15 protein-coding genes are annotated in these 17,535 nt (G+C 44.8%); 9 read left to right on the forward strand and 6 right to left on the reverse strand.

The window, feature by feature from the left end; genetic code table 11:
* Positions 1-3: 3 nt before the first annotated feature.
* The 7 genes from BN35_RS06980 (at position 4) to BN35_RS07010 (ending at position 9,265) form a co-directional block, all read left to right on the forward strand.
* The gene (locus tag BN35_RS06980; RefSeq protein ID WP_028901023.1) at positions 4-897 is read left to right on the forward strand and encodes a glucosamine inositolphosphorylceramide transferase family protein; all 894 of its coding nucleotides are present in this window, start codon (positions 4-6) and stop codon (positions 895-897) included.
* A complete protein-coding gene (locus BN35_RS06985) occupies positions 894-1,949 on the forward strand; it encodes a glycosyltransferase family 4 protein (RefSeq protein WP_025072197.1) in 1,056 nt (351 codons plus the stop codon). The genes BN35_RS06980 and BN35_RS06985 overlap by 4 nt, the downstream gene beginning before the upstream one ends.
* On the forward strand, positions 1,946-3,064 hold the full coding sequence (locus BN35_RS06990) for a nucleotidyltransferase domain-containing protein (protein ID WP_025072196.1): 1,119 nt from the start codon (positions 1,946-1,948) through the stop codon (positions 3,062-3,064). Before BN35_RS06985 ends, BN35_RS06990 begins: the two co-directional genes overlap by 4 nt.
* 12 nt (positions 3,065-3,076) lie before the next feature.
* Positions 3,077-4,246 (forward strand): glycosyltransferase family 4 protein, encoded by a 1,170-nt coding sequence (locus BN35_RS06995; protein WP_025072195.1) that lies wholly within the window; start codon positions 3,077-3,079, stop codon positions 4,244-4,246.
* A gap of 47 nt (positions 4,247-4,293) precedes the next feature.
* Positions 4,294-5,178 carry an ACP S-malonyltransferase gene (gene fabD, locus BN35_RS07000; protein ID WP_028901024.1) on the forward strand — a complete coding sequence of 295 codons (885 nt, stop codon included), beginning with the start codon at positions 4,294-4,296 and terminating at the stop codon, positions 5,176-5,178.
* A 139-nt stretch (positions 5,179-5,317) separates the two neighbouring features.
* On the forward strand, positions 5,318-6,988 hold the full coding sequence (locus BN35_RS07005; RefSeq protein ID WP_025072194.1) for an alpha-amylase family glycosyl hydrolase: 1,671 nt from the start codon (positions 5,318-5,320) through the stop codon (positions 6,986-6,988).
* Between the two features lie 120 nt (positions 6,989-7,108).
* Complete coding sequence (locus BN35_RS07010; protein WP_248616662.1) at positions 7,109-9,265, forward strand: GDSL-type esterase/lipase family protein; 2,157 nt, start codon at positions 7,109-7,111, stop codon at positions 9,263-9,265.
* 474 nt (positions 9,266-9,739) lie between these two features.
* On the opposite strand, the gene BN35_RS07015 is transcribed toward BN35_RS07010, so the two are convergent.
* From BN35_RS07015 to BN35_RS07035, 5 genes are all read right to left on the reverse strand, one after another.
* Positions 9,740-10,801 carry a relaxase/mobilization nuclease domain-containing protein gene (locus BN35_RS07015; RefSeq protein WP_028901025.1) on the reverse strand — a complete coding sequence of 354 codons (1,062 nt, stop codon included), beginning with the start codon at positions 10,799-10,801 and terminating at the stop codon, positions 9,740-9,742.
* The gene (locus BN35_RS07020) at positions 10,791-11,216 is read right to left on the reverse strand and encodes a plasmid mobilization protein (protein ID WP_025073229.1); all 426 of its coding nucleotides are present in this window, start codon (positions 11,214-11,216) and stop codon (positions 10,791-10,793) included. The genes BN35_RS07015 and BN35_RS07020 overlap by 11 nt, the downstream gene beginning before the upstream one ends.
* Before the next feature lie 362 nt (positions 11,217-11,578).
* Entirely contained in the window at positions 11,579-12,013 is a 435-nt protein-coding gene (locus BN35_RS07025; RefSeq protein WP_025073230.1) for a DUF3408 domain-containing protein, read from the reverse strand.
* Positions 12,014-12,015: 2 nt separating this feature from the next.
* Entirely contained in the window at positions 12,016-12,990 is a 975-nt protein-coding gene (locus BN35_RS07030; protein ID WP_025073231.1) for a toprim domain-containing protein, read from the reverse strand.
* A gap of 182 nt (positions 12,991-13,172) precedes the next feature.
* Complete coding sequence (locus tag BN35_RS07035; protein WP_044071335.1) at positions 13,173-14,597, reverse strand: virulence-associated E family protein; 1,425 nt, start codon at positions 14,595-14,597, stop codon at positions 13,173-13,175.
* 376 nt (positions 14,598-14,973) lie between these two features.
* On the opposite strand from BN35_RS07035, the gene BN35_RS07040 reads away from it, so the two are divergent.
* Complete coding sequence (locus tag BN35_RS07040; RefSeq protein WP_025072914.1) at positions 14,974-15,276, forward strand: helix-turn-helix domain-containing protein; 303 nt, start codon at positions 14,974-14,976, stop codon at positions 15,274-15,276.
* Between the two features lie 12 nt (positions 15,277-15,288).
* Complete coding sequence (locus BN35_RS07045) at positions 15,289-15,576, forward strand: helix-turn-helix domain-containing protein (protein ID WP_028901254.1); 288 nt, start codon at positions 15,289-15,291, stop codon at positions 15,574-15,576.
* A 609-nt stretch (positions 15,577-16,185) separates the two neighbouring features.
* Here BN35_RS07045 and BN35_RS07050 read toward each other — a convergent pair.
* Positions 16,186-17,511 carry a TolC family protein gene (locus BN35_RS07050; protein WP_025072913.1) on the reverse strand — a complete coding sequence of 442 codons (1,326 nt, stop codon included), beginning with the start codon at positions 17,509-17,511 and terminating at the stop codon, positions 16,186-16,188.
* Between the last annotated feature and the right edge of the window lie 24 nt (positions 17,512-17,535).

Raw genomic sequence — 17,535 nt, forward strand, 5'->3', positions numbered from 1 at the left:
CGGATGCTTTTGGGACGTATATACAACCATCTTGTCAGAGAGAAACAATGGAACATCGGATTTCCCGACAAGTCGTTGGAGGAGTTGGTACATGGTGCATCTTTCTCTGTTCGTATGCTTCGGCATTCCTACACCGACCGATGGTTTGCCGACCCCTTTGTGTTGGAGGTAACGGATGACGAAATCTTGCTTTTGGCAGAGGATTATGACATACACTTGAGACGTGGTCGTATATCGTTGTTGATAGTGGAGCGCAACACACTCGAACTGAAGACGCTCACGCCTGTTTTGGATGTGGCACGACATCTTAGCTTTCCCTGCATCGTGCACAAGAATGGCAAAGTGTACATCATGCCCGAGAATCTTTTTGGCGAAGGACTTACGTTGTATGAGTTTGATCAGAAGACGTACAGTTGCCGTAAAGAGAAAGTAGTGTCGACACAACCTTTGGCGGATGCCGTCCTTACGGATGTGTTTGGGGAGGAGATGCTGTTGGGAACTTTCCTGCCGTATGACAATCCTGTATTGCATACGTTTGTTTATAATGCCAAAGAAGAGGAGGTGCGACGAGAGTCATACGTTTTTGCAGACAAGACGGCTCGCAATGCGGGGACTTTTTTTGAATGTGACGGTAGACTATATCGTCCTGCACAAGACGGAAAGCTCTATTATTGGCAGGGCATCGTCATACAACAGGTAACAAGAGATGAGACTGGCAGACTCGCATTTCATGAAGTATGCCGACTTTCATCGCCAGCAGCCAACCAGCTGTCGCGCATGCACACGCTCAATAGATATAAAGGCGTGACGGTGGTAGACATGGCTGCGTGCCAACATCCGCATATTGCTCGGGTGGCTGTACAATTAAAAAAGCATTTCTGCGTTATCAAGAGGTGAGGATAGCTTATGTGGTTTCTGCGCTGAGGCACGCAGGTCCTGTGTCGGTGGTCATGCAACTGGCGAAGCAAATGGTTGAGCATGGTCATGAGTGCAAGGTGTTTTACTTTGATGAAAACATCTTTGAACCTCTTTTCCCCACGGAGAAGATAGACGGATACCGTCCCATCAACTTTGCCCACTACGATATTGTTCATGCCCATGGTATTCGTCCCAATTTGTATCTTACCTTTTACAAGCCGTGGTTTGGCAAGAAAACAACATTTGTAACCACGGTACATTGTTATATATGGGAAGAGTTTCGGGTCGGATTTGGTAGAATGGCAGGTTCTCTTTTCAGTCTGTTGTTCTTGGCTTCTGTCAGGACGTTGGATAAGGTAGTGGTGCTCAGCAATGATGCCGTTGGTTATTATTCACGCTGGGTGAACGCACAGAAACTGACTCGTTGCTACAATGGTATTGACATGCCACAGGGTAGGCTGTCCGTCATGGAAGAAGAACAGGTGCAGCAATTCAAGGCAGGGCACACGCTCATAGGTACATGTGCCTCTTTGGTGAAGATAAAGGGAGTGGAACAGTTGATACAAGCCCTTGCACAGTTGCCAGACAGGTTTCGCCTGTTGGTGATTGGTGAAGGAAACTTGCGCTTACCTCTTCTACGGCAGTGTGCTGAATTGGGCATTTCCAAAAGGGTAATGTTCACGGGTTTTGTCCCCGAAGGACATCGATACATGTCACTTATGGACGTGTATGTGCAGACAAGTTTGAGCGAGGGCTTTTGCTTGGCACTGACAGAAGCAGCCATGTACGGAAAGAAGATAGTGTGTGCAGACATTCGAGGAATGAAAGAAAAATATGCGGATGATGAGATTACCTATTATCAATCAGGACGTTCGGATGATTTGGTACAGAAAATCCTACAAGCAGAAATGGAGGAAGAAAAGCCACTTCGTGCCAAACGAAAGGCATGCGAGCAGTTCCCTTCTGTGAGTATGTACGAGGCGTATCACGCCTTGTATCTGCAGCTTGTGCAAAATAAGAATCGCAAATGACGACATTTACGGATACAGAAAAAGTTTTCCTTGAACTGTACAAAGCAGGAGTGTGGGGAGAGATTGCCCACAAAGACGTCCTTGTAGGTAAGCATATAGACTGGAAAGCCGTGCTGGGCATGGCAGGGAAACAAGCTGTTGTAGGCAATGTGTCTGATGGCATTTCGCTATTGAGAGTGACAGAGATGCCACAGCCATTGAAGATGAAGCTGATAACGTATGTGCTCACCGTTAGGAAAAACAACGAAACGATGAATGCTGCCATCCCCGAGATATATCATTTGCTGGAAGATATTGGTGTCGTTCCTGTCTTATTGAAAGGACAAGGGGTGGCACAAAACTATCGTGATCCACTTTCAAGACAGTCGGGAGATGTCGACCTATATATTCCCGACACGCGACAGATAGCCGAGGCTTACAAGTTGTTTCAACAAAAAATGAAGATGATAGAGCCTCTCACCACCGATACAATGGAGGCTGTCTTTCAGTATCGCCATGTAGTGGTGGAGCTGCATGGTCGCATCAATCCGTATGTGAATAAAACCTTGGAACAGCGTTTCCCCGCTTGGTGTGATGTGGTATTTCGTAAGGAGAAGGAAAGAAAGGTCTGTATTGGGGGTGGCTTTGCCGTGCTGCCTCCCTTGCGGTTGGACCTTGTTTTTGTCTTTGTACACTTGACAAGACATTATTTTGGTGGCGGAATAGGTTTGAGGCAGATAGCAGACTGGATGCGCCTGCTTTATGCACACCATACAGATATTGACCAAGAGCGGTTGGCGCATGACGTAAAGTATTTGGGCATAGAGAAGATTTGGAACGTGTTTGCCGCCATGGCTGTTGACTTCTTGGGATACCCCAAAGACAAGATGCCACTTTATAATGAGAGGTATGCGGACATGGGCAAACAGGTGCTGCGCTATGTGTTGGACTCGGGAAACTTTGGTTATCACGATGTACGCACAAAAAGTAAATCCAAGAATTATTATGTGCGCCGATGTAAGGCTTTTACTGGAAATATGAGTAAAATCCTGCGTAACTTCTTCATGTTTCCTCACGAGACCATCTACAACATTCCAGGTTATTTGAAAAGTGGCATCAAGCGAACAAGATTTTAAGTAGAGAACATTATGAATTTGAAGTTTCTTCTTTTAGGCATTGTCATTCCTTTTATCAGTGCATTTGCGTTGGTGACTTGGATTCATCCCCTAATCGTTAAACTTGCCAAACAAAAAGGAATGGTTGACAATCCCGATGCTCGCAAGCTGCAGAAAGCACCTGTTCCCGTATTGGGCGGTATTGCTGTCTTTTGGGGAGTTGTATTGGGGGTGGGCTTGACGAGTGCAGTCTTTGACAGTTACATCTTTTTTCCTGCGTTCGTTGCCATTACGGTGATGATGTATTTAGGCACGTTTGATGATCTTATAGGATTGAGCGCATGGTTAAGACTGATAGTCGAGTTCTGTGTAATCTTGTTTTTGATATCTACCGAGCATAAATTTATTGACGATTTTCATGGTGCCTTAGGCATACACCAGCTGAATGAATATGTTGGCATTGCGCTTTCTTCGTTTGTGGGTGTCGGTATCATCAATTCCATTAACTTGATTGATGGTGTAGACGGACTTTCTTCTGGATTTTGCATGTTCGTTTGCGCCCTCTTCGGTTATGCTTTTATGACATCGGGTTACGGCTCGATGACCGTGCTGGCTTGGATATGTGTGGCTTCCTTGCTTCCTTTTTTCCTGCACAACGTTTTCGGCAAAACGTCAAAGATGTTCATTGGCGACAGTGGAACGCTCATGCTGGGCACTCTCATGAGTATTTTTGTTTTTCATATTTTGGAAACCAAATCCATGGTGGCCTATAATTATCCTAACATGGGGGTAGTGGCTTTTACGCTTTCCGCTCTGTCCATTCCAGTTTTCGACACCTTGCGCGTCATGTTTCTGCGCATGTTGAGGGGAGGCTCTCCATTCCATCCAGACAAGTCGCATCTTCACCATTTGTTTATAGAAATAGGCTTCTCGCATATCGGTACAACCGTGTCGGTATTAGCACTCAATGCCTTTAATGTGTTGTGTTGGTTTATCTCTTATCAGTTAGGAGCTTCTGCCACTGTCCAATTGTTGGTAGTAGTCGTGATAGGTGTGTTCAATACGGTAGGTTTTTATTACATTGTGCGAGGGTTGAATCACCAACGCATGCCCTATAAAATATTAAAACGAATTGCATCCATGTCTCACATTGAGGCAGGTTGTTTCTTTATGAGTATTAGAAAATTTGTAGACCGCCATTAGCTTGGCGCATCTGCTTACATCAGATTTAATCAAACAAAAAAACAAGTATGAAAGCATTTGTATTTCCCGGTCAGGGATCCCAGTTCGTAGGAATGGGAAAAGAACTTTATGAAAATAACCAAACAGCAAAGGAGTTGTTTGATAAAGCCAATGAGGTGTTGGGCTATCGCATTACCGATATCATGTTTGCTGGTACTGATGAGCAACTCAAGGAAACCAAGGTGACACAACCTGCGGTATTCTTGCACAGTGTCATTTCAGCACTCTGTATGGGTGATGCGTTCAAGCCCGATATGGTGGCAGGTCACTCTTTGGGTGAGTTCTCTGCATTGGTGGCAGCTGGTGCTTTGAGTTTTGAAGACGGTCTCAAATTGGTCTATGCTCGTGCCATGGCAATGCAGAAGGCATGTGAGGCTAATCCTGGTACCATGGCTGCTATCATTGGTTTGCCAGATGAAAAGGTAGAAGAGATATGTCAAGAGGTGAGCAAAGAAGGCAAAGTTGTCATTCCAGCTAATTATAACTGTCCAGGGCAATTGGTTATCTCTGGAGATAAGGAAGGTATTGAGGAGGCTTGCGAAAAACTAAAAGCTGCGGGAGCCAAGCGTGCGTTGCCTTTGAAGGTGGGAGGTGCATTCCACTCGCCATTGATGCAGCCTGCCAAGGACGAGTTGCAAAAGGCGATAGAGGCTACCACAGTAAATACGCCTCAATGTCCTGTGTACCAGAATGTAGACGGGAAACCTTATACCGATGCAGCCAAGATTAAGGCAAACCTCATCGCACAACTGACCAGTAGCGTTCGTTGGACAACAACGGTGCAGAACATGATTGCCGATGGTGCTACCGACTTTACCGAGTGTGGACCTGGCAAGGCTTTACAGGGCATGATAGGACGCATCAGCAAGGAAGTGACAGTCCACGGCATCTAAACGAAAGGAGTGTCTAAACTATATTGAGCTTTGTCATCTTGCCATTTGGCTGGATGACAAAGCTCTATTCTTACCTCTCAACAACGTTAACATTATCGAAAAACAACTCTCCTCACAGGGAGGGATAAGGAAAGATTACATGCAAATTTATCAAATCTTTACTCGCCTTTTTGGTAATCAAAACATGACCCGCATGCCACATGGTTCGATGGAAGAGAATGGAGTAGGGAAGATGAACGACATCTCTACGACCGTACTCAATCGTATTTACGACATGGGGTTCACGCACGTGTGGTTCACGGGTATTGTTCGCCATGCAACGACAACCGATTATTCTACCTACGGTATCCCTCGTCAACATTCAGCCATTGTCAAGGGGAAGGCTGGGTCGCCATACGCTATTACCGATTATTATGATGTCGACCCCGACCTTGCCGTGCAGGTGTCGAAGCGTATGAACGAGTTTGAAGCATTGGTGAAGCGTACGCACGAGGCAGGCATGAAGGTGATTATCGATTTCGTCCCCAATCATGTGGCACGACAATACCACTCCATTTGCAAACCTAAGGGAGTGAGAGACTTGGGGGAGAACGATGATGTAAACAAGCACTTTGACATTCACAACAATTTTTATTATTGCCCAGGCTATCCCTTTGAACCTGCCATTGATTTGTGCAAAGATGCCAGCGAACCTTATTGTGAGTATCCTGCCAAATGCACGGGTAACGATTGTTTTAATGCTTCGCCCTCAGCTAATGATTGGTACGAGACCATCAAGCTGAACTATGGCATTGATTACACCGATGCTGGAGGACGCAGTGAACATTTCGACCCCATGCCCGACACATGGCGACAGATGACGGACATCTTGCTGTTTTGGGCTTCCAGGGGAGTAGACGGCTTCCGCTGTGACATGGCAGAGATGGTGCCAACGGCATTTTGGCATTACGGTATTGATAAGCTCAAGTCAACCTATCCTCACGTCATCATCATTGGTGAGGTGTACAATCCCACGCTTTATCGGGGGTATATCGCTTCAGGATTTGACTATCTGTACGATAAGGTGGGCATGTACGACTGTTTGCGCGACATCGTGTGTGGCAAACGTCCCGCCCATCACATTACCCGCCAATGGCAATCCGTAGATAATATTTTGCCAAAGATGCTCTATTTCTTGGAAAACCATGACGAGCAACGCATTGCCAGCGACTTCTTTTGTGGTAGTGCCGAGCGTGCCTTGCCGGCTTTCATGGTTTGCGCATGGTTGCACACCAATCCTGTCATGGTGTATGCTGGACAGGAGCTTGGCGAGCGAGGCATGGATGCAGAGGGATTCAGTGGACTTGATGGTAGGACAACCATATTCGACTACTGGGCGGTAAAGTCTATCATCGAAGGATATTATCAAAGAGAAAAAATGGACAAGCGCAGTCAACGCCTTTCCGAAATGTATCAGAAAATACTGCAATTGTGTCATCAGCCAGCCATTGCGCAAGGACAGTTCTTCGATTTGATGTATGCCAACACTCAGCACTCGGCATTGTTCAATCCCGATGAGCAGTATGTCTTCTTGCGTAAATCGGCAGAGCAACTCTTGTTGATTGTCGTGAACTTTTCGCCCAATCAACAGCGGGTGCATGTCAACATACCCCAACATGCTTTCGACTTTCTGCACATGCGGCAGGCTACATGCAAGGCGGTGGACCTATTGACGCACCAAGAACAGCGTGCAGAGTGGTCAGCTTCCGTGCCGTTTGTAGCACAAATTCCTGGCTATGGTGGCAGAATCTATGAAATCCAACAAGTATAATATAGGCGCTTGCCATCAATCATTCGAGTGTGTAGGTGTTCAAGATGAAAACTAAACGTTTCATTTTGAGCACCTACTGTCGTTTTGTGGCATTCCTACAAACTTCATCAACCTAACAAAATGCGTACACAACTATTCATCACCATGCATCTTCAAAATCATCAGTCAAAGCTACTTTTAGCATGTTTGCTTTTATTTTCGTGCTTCGTAGTCCTTCACACAGATGCAAAGCCAACAGTGCCACCAGTTCGTGTGGCTTGCGTGGGCAATAGCATTACATACGGAACGGGCATCGCCAATCGTGATAAAGACTCTTATCCCGCACAGCTACAGGCGATGTTGGGCAATAAATATCTCGTTGGGAATTTTGGAAAACCCGGAGCTACCTTACTTCGACATGGTCATCGCCCTTATTTCAAGCAGCAAGAGTTCCGCGACGCCATGGCATTTCACGCCGATATTGCCGTTATTCATTTAGGCATCAATGACACCGACCCACGAAATTGGCCCAACTATCGTGACGAATTTGTGACCGATTATTTGGCTCTTATCGACTCACTTCGTCAAGCCAACCCAAAGGTGCGCATCATTTTGGCAAGATTGTCGCCTATTGCACACAGACATCCGCGTTTTATCTCAGGAACGCAACAATGGCACGAGCAGATACAGGCAAGCATTGAGACTGTGGCAGCAATCAGTGGCAGCGAACTGATTGATTTTCATGCGCCTTTATATCCTTATCCTTTTTTGTTGCCCGATGCCTTACATCCCAATGCGGAAGGTGCTGGTATCATGGCAAAAGTGGTTTATGGCAGCATTACAGGCAATTATGGTGGCTTGCACCTGCCAGCCATTTATACCGACAATATGGTATTGCAGCGAGATGTACCCATAACGATTCATGGTATAGCCAATGCAGGAGCGACAGTCAAAGTTAAATTAGGAAGTCTGTACCAAGCAACTCGTGCCAATCAACTGGGCAACTGGCAGGTTACCTTTGCGCCTCAGAAAGCCGAACGGAGCACGACACTCACCGTAAGTGCTGGTAAGCAAAAGCGTATCTTCCACGATGTGGCGATAGGCGAAGTGTGGCTTTGTTCGGGACAGTCGAACATGGCTTTCATGATGCACCAAGCCGCCACAGCCCAGCGGGATATTCCCCTTTCTGATGATGAGGATTTGCGTCTCTACGACATGAAGCCCAATTGGGAAACGGTTGATGTGGAGTGGAACAAGTTGGTACTTGATTCGTTGAACCATTTGCAGTATTATCGTTCCTCGTCATGGACAGTTGCGTCACCCGATGCGGTGCGAAATTTTTCGGCTGTGGCTTATTATTTCGGTCGTATGTTGCGCGACAGTTTGCAAGTACCTGTAGGGATTATCTGCAATGCAGTGGGTGGTTCGCCTACCGAGTCTTGGATTGATCGGCATACATTGGAGTCACGTTTTCCTGCTATTCTCAACAACTGGCTGCACAACGACTTCATTCAACCGTGGGTGCGACAGCGGGCTGCCAAGAACATCGCACAAGCAAAGGGAGTAGGCGTAAGGCATCCGTACGAACCTTGTTACTTGTTCGAGAGCGGTATCTTGCCCTTGCAGCGATATACTGTTAAGGGGGTGACTTGGTATCAAGGCGAGTCGAACGCCCATAACATAGAGGCACACGAAACGCTGTTCAAGCTGTTGGTCGATTCTTGGCGGCAGTATTGGAACAATGCCAGCATGCCGTTTTATTTTGTGCAGCTATCAAGTCTTGACCGACCGTCGTGGACTTGGTTTCGTGACAGTCAGCGAAGGTTGATGCAGCAAATTCCCAATACGGGCATGGCAGTATCTTCCGACCTTGGTGATTCGCTCAATGTGCATCCAACCCATAAACAGGAGATAGGCGAGCGACTGGCTCGGTGGGCATTGGGTGACACCTATCATCGCCCACTCATGCCGTGTGGTCCGCTGTTTAAGTGTGCTTGGCGTGAGATGGGAAACAAGGTCGCTGTCTCGTTTAGTGATGCTGACAAACTGTCTACCTCTGACGGTAAGCCTGTTGATGGTTTTGAGATAGCCCAATACGATGGTTTGTTTTATCCTGCTCATGCAGAGATTAAGGGAAAGTTAGTGATTCTTCAATCCGACAAGGTCAGGGAACCTCGTTTTGTGCGTTACGGTTGGCAGCCGTACACTCGTGCCAATCTTGTCAATGGTGACGGGCTTCCTGCCTCTACTTTCCGAGGTGAGGTGACTACACAGCCTTGCAGGTCTCGAATGAAATAACAGCAACAGTTTCAGCAAACGAGCCTGTGAAAGTAAAAAGTTTTACCTTTCTTGGTAAGAAGATTCGTTGTTTTTGTCCTATCATTTTACCAAAAAACGGCCATCGAAAATCTTCAAAATAGAAAATTTTAATAGGCAAGCAATGGACAAAATTGCGCTGATTTTAACAAAATAGACGTCTCTTTAAGTCAAAACATTGCCTTAATGAGCTTGGAAACATGTATCAGAGGCGTTATTCGCATGCAATAGTGCCTCTAGATAATTCTTAAAACACAACTCGTTGAGAATAAAGAAGTTACCTTGTTTGTACAACTAAACTGGTAACGATTTGGAAACGAGCGAACTACTTGGCTTCGCTGTTTTCTGCCTAACAAAGAACGCTTGTTATTCTGTTTGCAAAGATAATACTTTGTTACCGAATAGCAAGCGTTTTTGATGAGATATTCTTTATTATGCACTTTTTGTATGCTATGTTTATATTCCCCTTCCACGTTTCTTCTTTCTGTTAGCTTGGTATCTGAGTTTGCGCTGCCATGCAGCTTCGGTTAAGTCATTGCCTTGTGTACTTGGTGTAATTAAATCGCCTAACCCTTCCACCGCTTCATCGGCTGCGCTAACGATGGTGTCTGCCACTGCACCAATGGGATTCTGCCCTTGTGAGGTATCATTGTCTCGTGAGATAGAGGAGCGGCTTGGAGGTACAAGTTGGTAGCCTGTATCTGATTGTTCTTTCTTTTCTGTAGGCTCTTGTACTGTTAGATGTGGTTTCCTTGATTCTTCCTTGTTGGTTGTTTCAAAGTTCTTCTGCAAGGAATGGTAGCCGAACTCCCTGCCGATTTCGGAAGCCTTGAAGGATTGCCCTGCGTATGAGAACTTCAAGCCATATACCTTGCCCTGCTTGTTCTTCATACGCTCTATGGTAATGCCGTTTTTGTTCAATTCATAAAGGAACATGGAATGCCCCGTGACGCCTGTTCCTTTGTACTTGTCAAGCAAGGTGTAGCAAATCTTCTGCACCTGCTGCTTTGTTTGCTCTCTTGTAGGGCTGGCTTTTTCCTTTTGGTGTTTCCTTTCTGCCTTGACCTCTTTTGCAATGGTCAAGCCTTTCTCCCTGCTGATTTCCTCTGCCACCCTTGCAGCCCTATTGCTCACAAAGGTGGTATCATAGACCTCTCCGTACAGGCTGATACGGTTGGCGATGATGTGAATGTGTCTGTTGTCGGTGTCCTTGTGCGTTACTGCCACCCATTGGTGGTTGTCAAGTCCCATTCGCTTGGCAAACAAATGGGCTATCCGCATAAGTTCGGACACAGGCAGCTTTTTTTCGTCCTGCGGTGCAATACCGATTTCGATACGGAGAAACTTGTTCCTGCAACGGCTGTTGTAGTCGCTGACCACCTTCATTTCCTCATAGATGCTCTTTGGCTCCCTGCTGCAAAGATTGTGGAAGACAAGCCGATAACCGAGCTTGCCTTCTCTGAAAATATAGTCCAAAGCCGTGCTGCCGTGCGCTATCGCCTTACATTTACCTATCATTTCTTGTCAGATTTAAGACCTTATATATTTCATCATCCACCCGAAAATGCGGGTCGTAAAACCGCTTAAATGCTTCTTTGGCACATAGCGATAGGTTCTTTGTGATATGTAGCCAATCTTCGTCCTTGAGCTTGATGAGATTGGAAATCTGCCCATAGAACCTTCCTGTATGTTGGAGAATGACAATGGCTTCCCTCTCATTGTCTGTCATCTTGGGAACGGCTGTTACTTCTCCGTTAAGGAGTATTTCCCGACAATAATCGGAGAATTTCCGTCCCGTGCTTTCCGCTCTTGATTTGATACGCTTCTTCTCTTCACTGGTACATCTTACCTTGATGAACTCCGTTTTGTTCATCCGCTGTTCTTCTTTATCCTGTTGCTGCCATCGGGCAGCTTTTCCTTTATATCTGTTCATATAAGTTTCCTTGAAAGTTTATCATTGTAGATGATTTATTATCTCTTAATTCCTAAATACTGACCGATGAGAACGGAGTGATTACGGTCTTATCTCCCCGATAGTCTGACGAGGGGAGCAAGGGCAGTTTGTGGGTACAAACTGACGTCTTGCAATATCAGCTAACGAAACGTTTACGCACAAGGCGTTTTGTAGTTGAAAAGTGAATGCCGTGCATTCTGTGTTTAACTGCGTTCGTGGTGTTCCCATCATTCAGTATGTTTGACAAATGTCTGTTGTTATGTTCTCTAAAAAAGGGTTGAGGGTTTTGAGTGGAATAATATCCCCTTTTCCCAAAAGTCCTCGCCCCCTTTTCCTGTGCCTCACAGCTTTCTCCACTTCTCTATGTCCTCACCATACTCCTCCAAATGAATGCGCACGATGTTCTCCACGAAACTTGAAAGGTTGCTGCCCCTGTCGCCTAACCTGCGCACGATGAAGTCGGCACGTTCCTGCGTTTCCCTGCTCAGATAGACCGCTTTTCGGTTGCTTAGTTTTGTTGGAACAAGGTAGGCCTGCTTGTAGGCTTCGAGCGTCTCCTTTCTCATCCTGGCACTGATGCGTCTTTGAACGGTTGCGTTCTCTGTATGCTGTGCAGGCTCAGAGTGCGCAGTATTCTCTGTGTCCTGCTTGTTTGTTCGTCTTTCTCTTTCAGGAACCGCAGTTGCTTCTTGTGAAGTAGATTCGTTCTCTGTTTCATCTTCCATACCCAAGAACCATGAAAGGTCTTTGTCGCCCATCATAGTTTCCTTTTCCATTTCTATTTCATTTTAAGTTTGACTTGTTTTGATTTCTTGTTTTGTCCTGTAATTGATATGTGTGTCTGTTTCTGCGCTTTCCGTTTCTGCTGCTCACTGACACGGCTGACATGATATTCGTTGAGATCCTTGAAGTCTTTGTAATGTATGTTCATGTCCTCAACATGGAAGCCTGCCTTTATGAAATCTTGAACAGCCCTCCGTCCTGCTTCATCATTGTCAAGGAAGGCACGGATATGGGTGAGATGTTGGTCATTCAAATAGCGGATAGTCCTTGACACGTTGCTCACGGAGTTCATCACAAGGCAGTGGTTGGTAATCTCTTCTTTCATTGAAAGGAAGGAGAGGAAGTCCATGAAGCCTTCAAAGATACATACTGGCTCCGCTCTGTCCGTGAATATCGGAGTAATGTCCTTCGGGGCAATCGTTCCCTTGAACGTCTTGTCGTCACGAAGCTCATAGCCGCCAGAGAGATTAGCATAGCCGATGGCTTGATAGAGTCTGCTCCTTACCTCATAGCTGATACATTTGAGGAAAGGTATAGCCTTTTCCATGTCAATGCAGCGTTCCTTCGTAAGATATTCCTGTAAATGTGGTGGCAGGGTGTCTGATATTTCTATCAGTCTCCTTGCTCCATTTACAGCCATCACAGGCTGGGAATTATTTGGCACGAAGTCTTTACGAGAACTATATGTTATATTATCGGAAGCGTTTTGTTCCAAACGGCAAATGGCTTCCGATAGCGTGCAGCTCTCCAAACGCATACAGAGGTCAATGATACTTCCGCCCCTACCTTCGGCATAGTCTATCCAGAGGTTCTTCTGTGTGTCCACCTTAAAACTCGGATGCGTTTCCTCTCTGAGTGGTGAGCGGTACAGCGCATAGGAAGGTGTCCTACGTACAGGCTTGATGCCTTTCCTTTCAAGATACTCCACGATGGGGTATTGCTTGATGCGTGATAAATCTTCTTCTTTCATTGCTTTGATACTTTAATGGGTTGAATGATAATTATTTATATTTGTCTGTTTTTATGGTTTTACTGTTTCCAAAGTTTTCCCCCTCCAAACTTTTTCATCTTTCTTCTTACTACATACTATTTTGTGATAAGTGATTGATAATCAGTGTTACTTTGTAGTATAAGACAACACTACACATTCTACTACATTTGGCTACTACAAGTTTGAAGGAGCGGGCAGGGCAAGATTTTCCTAATTTTGTAGACATAGATGGGGCTACCACCGTTTCTTCGTTTGCTCACCTTTATGTATCCTGCTTTCTTCAAGGCTTCACCCATACGCTTGGCAACAAGTGGCTGGTGAGTATAAATACCCAAATAAGTGAGTATCTCCGTAGTGGTCATTAACGAATAACTTTCATTCTCCGTTGGCTTTTCAAAACAACGCAACAAAAGCTCCATCTCTGCAGTTTGTACTTGAAAGTCTTCACTCTCTCTATATAGTTCGGCAATCTCGTCATCATCAAACCAATAGCGAAAACCTGACTTTAACAGGGCTTTGGCTTCCGCATAAACATTGTCCATCGAGATAGCTTTTGCTCTCTCAATATTTATGGAAAGCACTTCAAAGGGCAAGAAGCGCCTGCTGCCTGTGGGGTCGGTAAGGAAGTCATTGCCATTTACCGATGCAACGAAGCTCGCCAAGTGGGGGTGTTCCTCCACATACTTGTCGTAGGGCATACGGTACTTGACCATCGGGCAGGTAATAAGGTTTTTGAGTTCGTTTTCGTCACGCTTGTTGAGGGCTTTGAGCTGGTCATCAATGTTCACGATAAGATTCTGCCCGATATAAGTCAGCGTATCCTTCTCCTGCGGATATATCTTGTCCGTGTAGCTGTAACCGTGCAAGGCTGGCGGACAGAGCAAATCCAAAAACGTGGTTTTGAACTTTCCCTGCTCGCCCGTCAGCACGAGACAGGTGTGGTTTCGGCACTCACGGTCGTCCATGGCATTGGCGACCACTGCCACGAGCCATTTGGTGAGGTACGGCAGCCACTTGTCAGAGTTACGCACCACAACGCAACTTGCCAAGTCAGGAATGGCTTTCAGTGAAAGGGAAGAAATATCACAACAGCAATTGTTTTCATTATTGCCACTACTGTCATGATTACAACTATCGCTATTGCCACTATTATTACCACAGATATTACCAATATCCCTCAAGGGCAATCCCTTGAAATACTCCTGTATAGGGTTGATACGTGGAGAGAAGCTGCTCTCTATAATGGAATAGAGGTTGTCGGAAGATGTGATAATCCCCACATCGTTGTCAAGTTCCCTGCGGAGCGTGTTGATTTCATAGCGACCCACTTTTAAGAAGTGAGCATCGCTCTTGCCCCTGTATTCAGTTCTTCCCAACACCGTGTTGTACCTAAACTCATAATAAGAGGAGAGATAGGTTTCTATCTCACCATTTTTGGAGGAAGTCTTCCTTTGCTTGGGCGTATTATTTTCGTCCACTGAATTGCCTTTATCTGCGTTCCTTTTCATTATATGCTTGGTTTGGTTTCCGAGAGTGAAGTTATGAAGAGAACTGGAAAGTTCCAAGCATTCAAAGAGTGCTTGCATAATGTTGCGCAAATTGGCAATGAATTTCTCACGGATTTTTGACAAGAAACTGTTGGAAAGTATGGATTTAAGCCCCAAACAAGAGGACAAGTGTGTAAAGAATGCAAGAAAGGCAGGTGCTAATTTGCTACAATACGCATCGTATTGCGTTGGCTAAAAGGATATGATAAAATGGAGTAAAGAGACAAAGAAAGAGAGCGACAATCATTTTATCCTTTCATTGTTTTTCCTTGTATTTCCCTACTGTTCCCTTGTGCTTTGAAGTATGACAAACACTCCCTACTTTTGCAGGCAGAAATATGCGGTGAAACGCAAAACGGACAAAGGTTTTATTAAACCAACAAGACAGAAATACAAACAAAACAATAATAAAACTATGGGATATTTTATCATTACGGATTCAAACTGGGCAAAGCTGAGGAACGAGATTCTCAGCCTTGCCGAGACCTGCCACAAGGCATTCGGGGAACGAAGCAGACACACGGACTGGCTGCACAATGGTGATGTGTGCAGGTTGCTCAACATCAGCAAGCGCACCTTGCAACACTATCGTGATACGGGTGTGTTGCCCTTTGCCCAAATCGGGCATAAGTGCTATTACAAGCGTGAGGACGTGGAGCGGCTGCTGCAGACTAAATCGGAGAAGCCTAAAACAGTTAAATCTAAGAATAACACATAAAACAAGATGACAATGGAGTCAATAAAGGACTTGAATATGGAAGCGAATGATATGCAGGTGGTGCTGTCCACACTTGAAAGAGTGAACAGACGGATTAAGGAAGTGGCACAGACACATAAACCGCTGTTTGGAGGTGAGCATTTCCTAACGAGCAAGGAAGTATGTGAGCGGCTGTATATCAGCCCTCGTACCTTGCAGGATTATCGGGACAAAGGAATTATCCCCTATATGCAGTTTGCAGGGAAGATACTTTATAAGGAGTCGGATTTGGAAAGGCTGTTAGAGGAGAATTATAAGTGATAACCATTAACTTGGGATAATGTTTTCTGCATTCTTGCCTTCATAAGGTATGTTTCAATTACTATCGTTTAATATATAGGTTCAGCCCTTCATGGAGCGTTATCGAGTACTCCCTACTATGGCGTCTGTTGACTTCTCACGACAAGCTTTACTCCGCTTCTTTCGTAAAAACAACTATTTGAGACGTCCGTGAGACATCCTCGGATAAGAACATTATCTTTCCATCTTATACCTACTTCATTTTTTCGCTAAGCTCAAGTATACTCCACCAACCATTCCGAATAGCTATGGGATTTTGATTTGTCATGCAATCTCATCCATGGGCATATGCCTTGTATAAAGTTTCTGTTCATTAGGTCAGATGTTTGCCGCCAGCTTCCTTCAGATTCCAACTCACGATGAACACACTTGCTCTTGGCTATGTAATTCCCGCTATTAGGGCTTACTCGGGACTTCCACCCGTTAGATAATCTCATGCCGAGTGTACTAAACCCCAAAGTCCAATTTTACTGGCTTCGGGGAGGATATTTATGCTCTTTTGAGTTTTACCGGACAGCAATAATTGCAATTCAAAAATTGTCTGGACAATCCCTTGTGATACTATCACTTTTAATCTGCCAATGAAAGGCAAGAATAGAATGCCAGAATACGGTCTTTCAACAAATAGGTATATTTCGCTTGAGACTGCTGTGACAGAGCATCGGTCAATTTCATTTTTATTTCATTGTATTCAAATACGGTAGATTTTCCTGCCGCATATTTTTCTAATGCGTATCGATGTGCCTCTTTATTTGCGATTACAGCTTTTGTCGTGGAGCGATATTTTTCAAATGCAGATATCACATCCGTATAAGCCTGTTCTATATCCTTGTATAATTGTTTCTTTTCATTTTCCAAAGATAGTCTTGCATTATCTTCCTCAATGCGTGCTTCCCGTACCTTATTTCTGGTAGAAAACCTGTCAAATAAGGGGATGCTGATAGTAAAGTACAGACTTTTCTGCATATTATTTTTGAGTTGCCCATGAAAACTTCCACCCAAACCTGTACCATCATTGTAATAATTCGAGTTTATTCTGGCTGCAAATGATAAGGTGGGATAATATCCCGATTGGGCAACTTTGATACCCTTCGCTTTACTTTGTAATATATAAGAAGCCTGGCGTATCTGAGGCATACAATCAAGAGCTGCCTGATAGATCCTCACAGGATTCAATGTATTCGGTATGGCAATCTCTCCGCTTATGGATTCAATGTCAAAATGCTCATGCCCGTCCAATTCCATAAGTTGTGCCAAATTTAAAAATGAAAGTCGGAGAGAGTTCTTAGCTTCCGTTGCAGTTAATTCATCATCTGCCAATTGTGCCCGCACATCATATAACTGCGATTCTGAAGCCTTCCCATTCTCGATAAGTAATTGTGTATTTTTCTCCTGTTCTTTTGTAAGTCGTATCTGTTCCTCTGAGATTCTGTAAATTTCCTTATTAAGAAGTATCTGGAAATAAGCTCCTATAACATTTAGCGAGAGATTATTCTTTATCAGTTCTTTATTTGCTTCAGCAGCCACCAAATCAAGGAGATTTTGCGCAATAGATGCGGTCCGTTTAAAACCGGTAAAAATCGGAATTTCCGTACTGGCAGATATTGACGTGTTTTGAATGTTACGGTTCTCATACATATTGTTTTGATTCAATGAACGCCCGAATGTAAAGTTGTGAGAGGCACCAGCATTCAGGTTGGGCAGAAAACTGTTCTTCAATGTATTTTTCTGCACATTCAAACTTCTGATTTGGTTATTGCTCTGCTTCACTTCTATGTTATGTTCAACTGCATAATCAATGCACTCTGCAAGCGTCCATTTTCTAACTTGTGCATGTAAGTTAATGTGACAAGAGAATAGTCCGGCAACAGCCAATAAAAATGTCAATACTTTCATAATGCTTCAATTTCTTACCAATTC

The organism is Hoylesella timonensis 4401737 = DSM 22865 = JCM 15640 (assembly GCF_000455445.1).
In the GTDB taxonomy this organism is placed as follows: domain Bacteria; phylum Bacteroidota; class Bacteroidia; order Bacteroidales; family Bacteroidaceae; genus Prevotella; species Prevotella timonensis.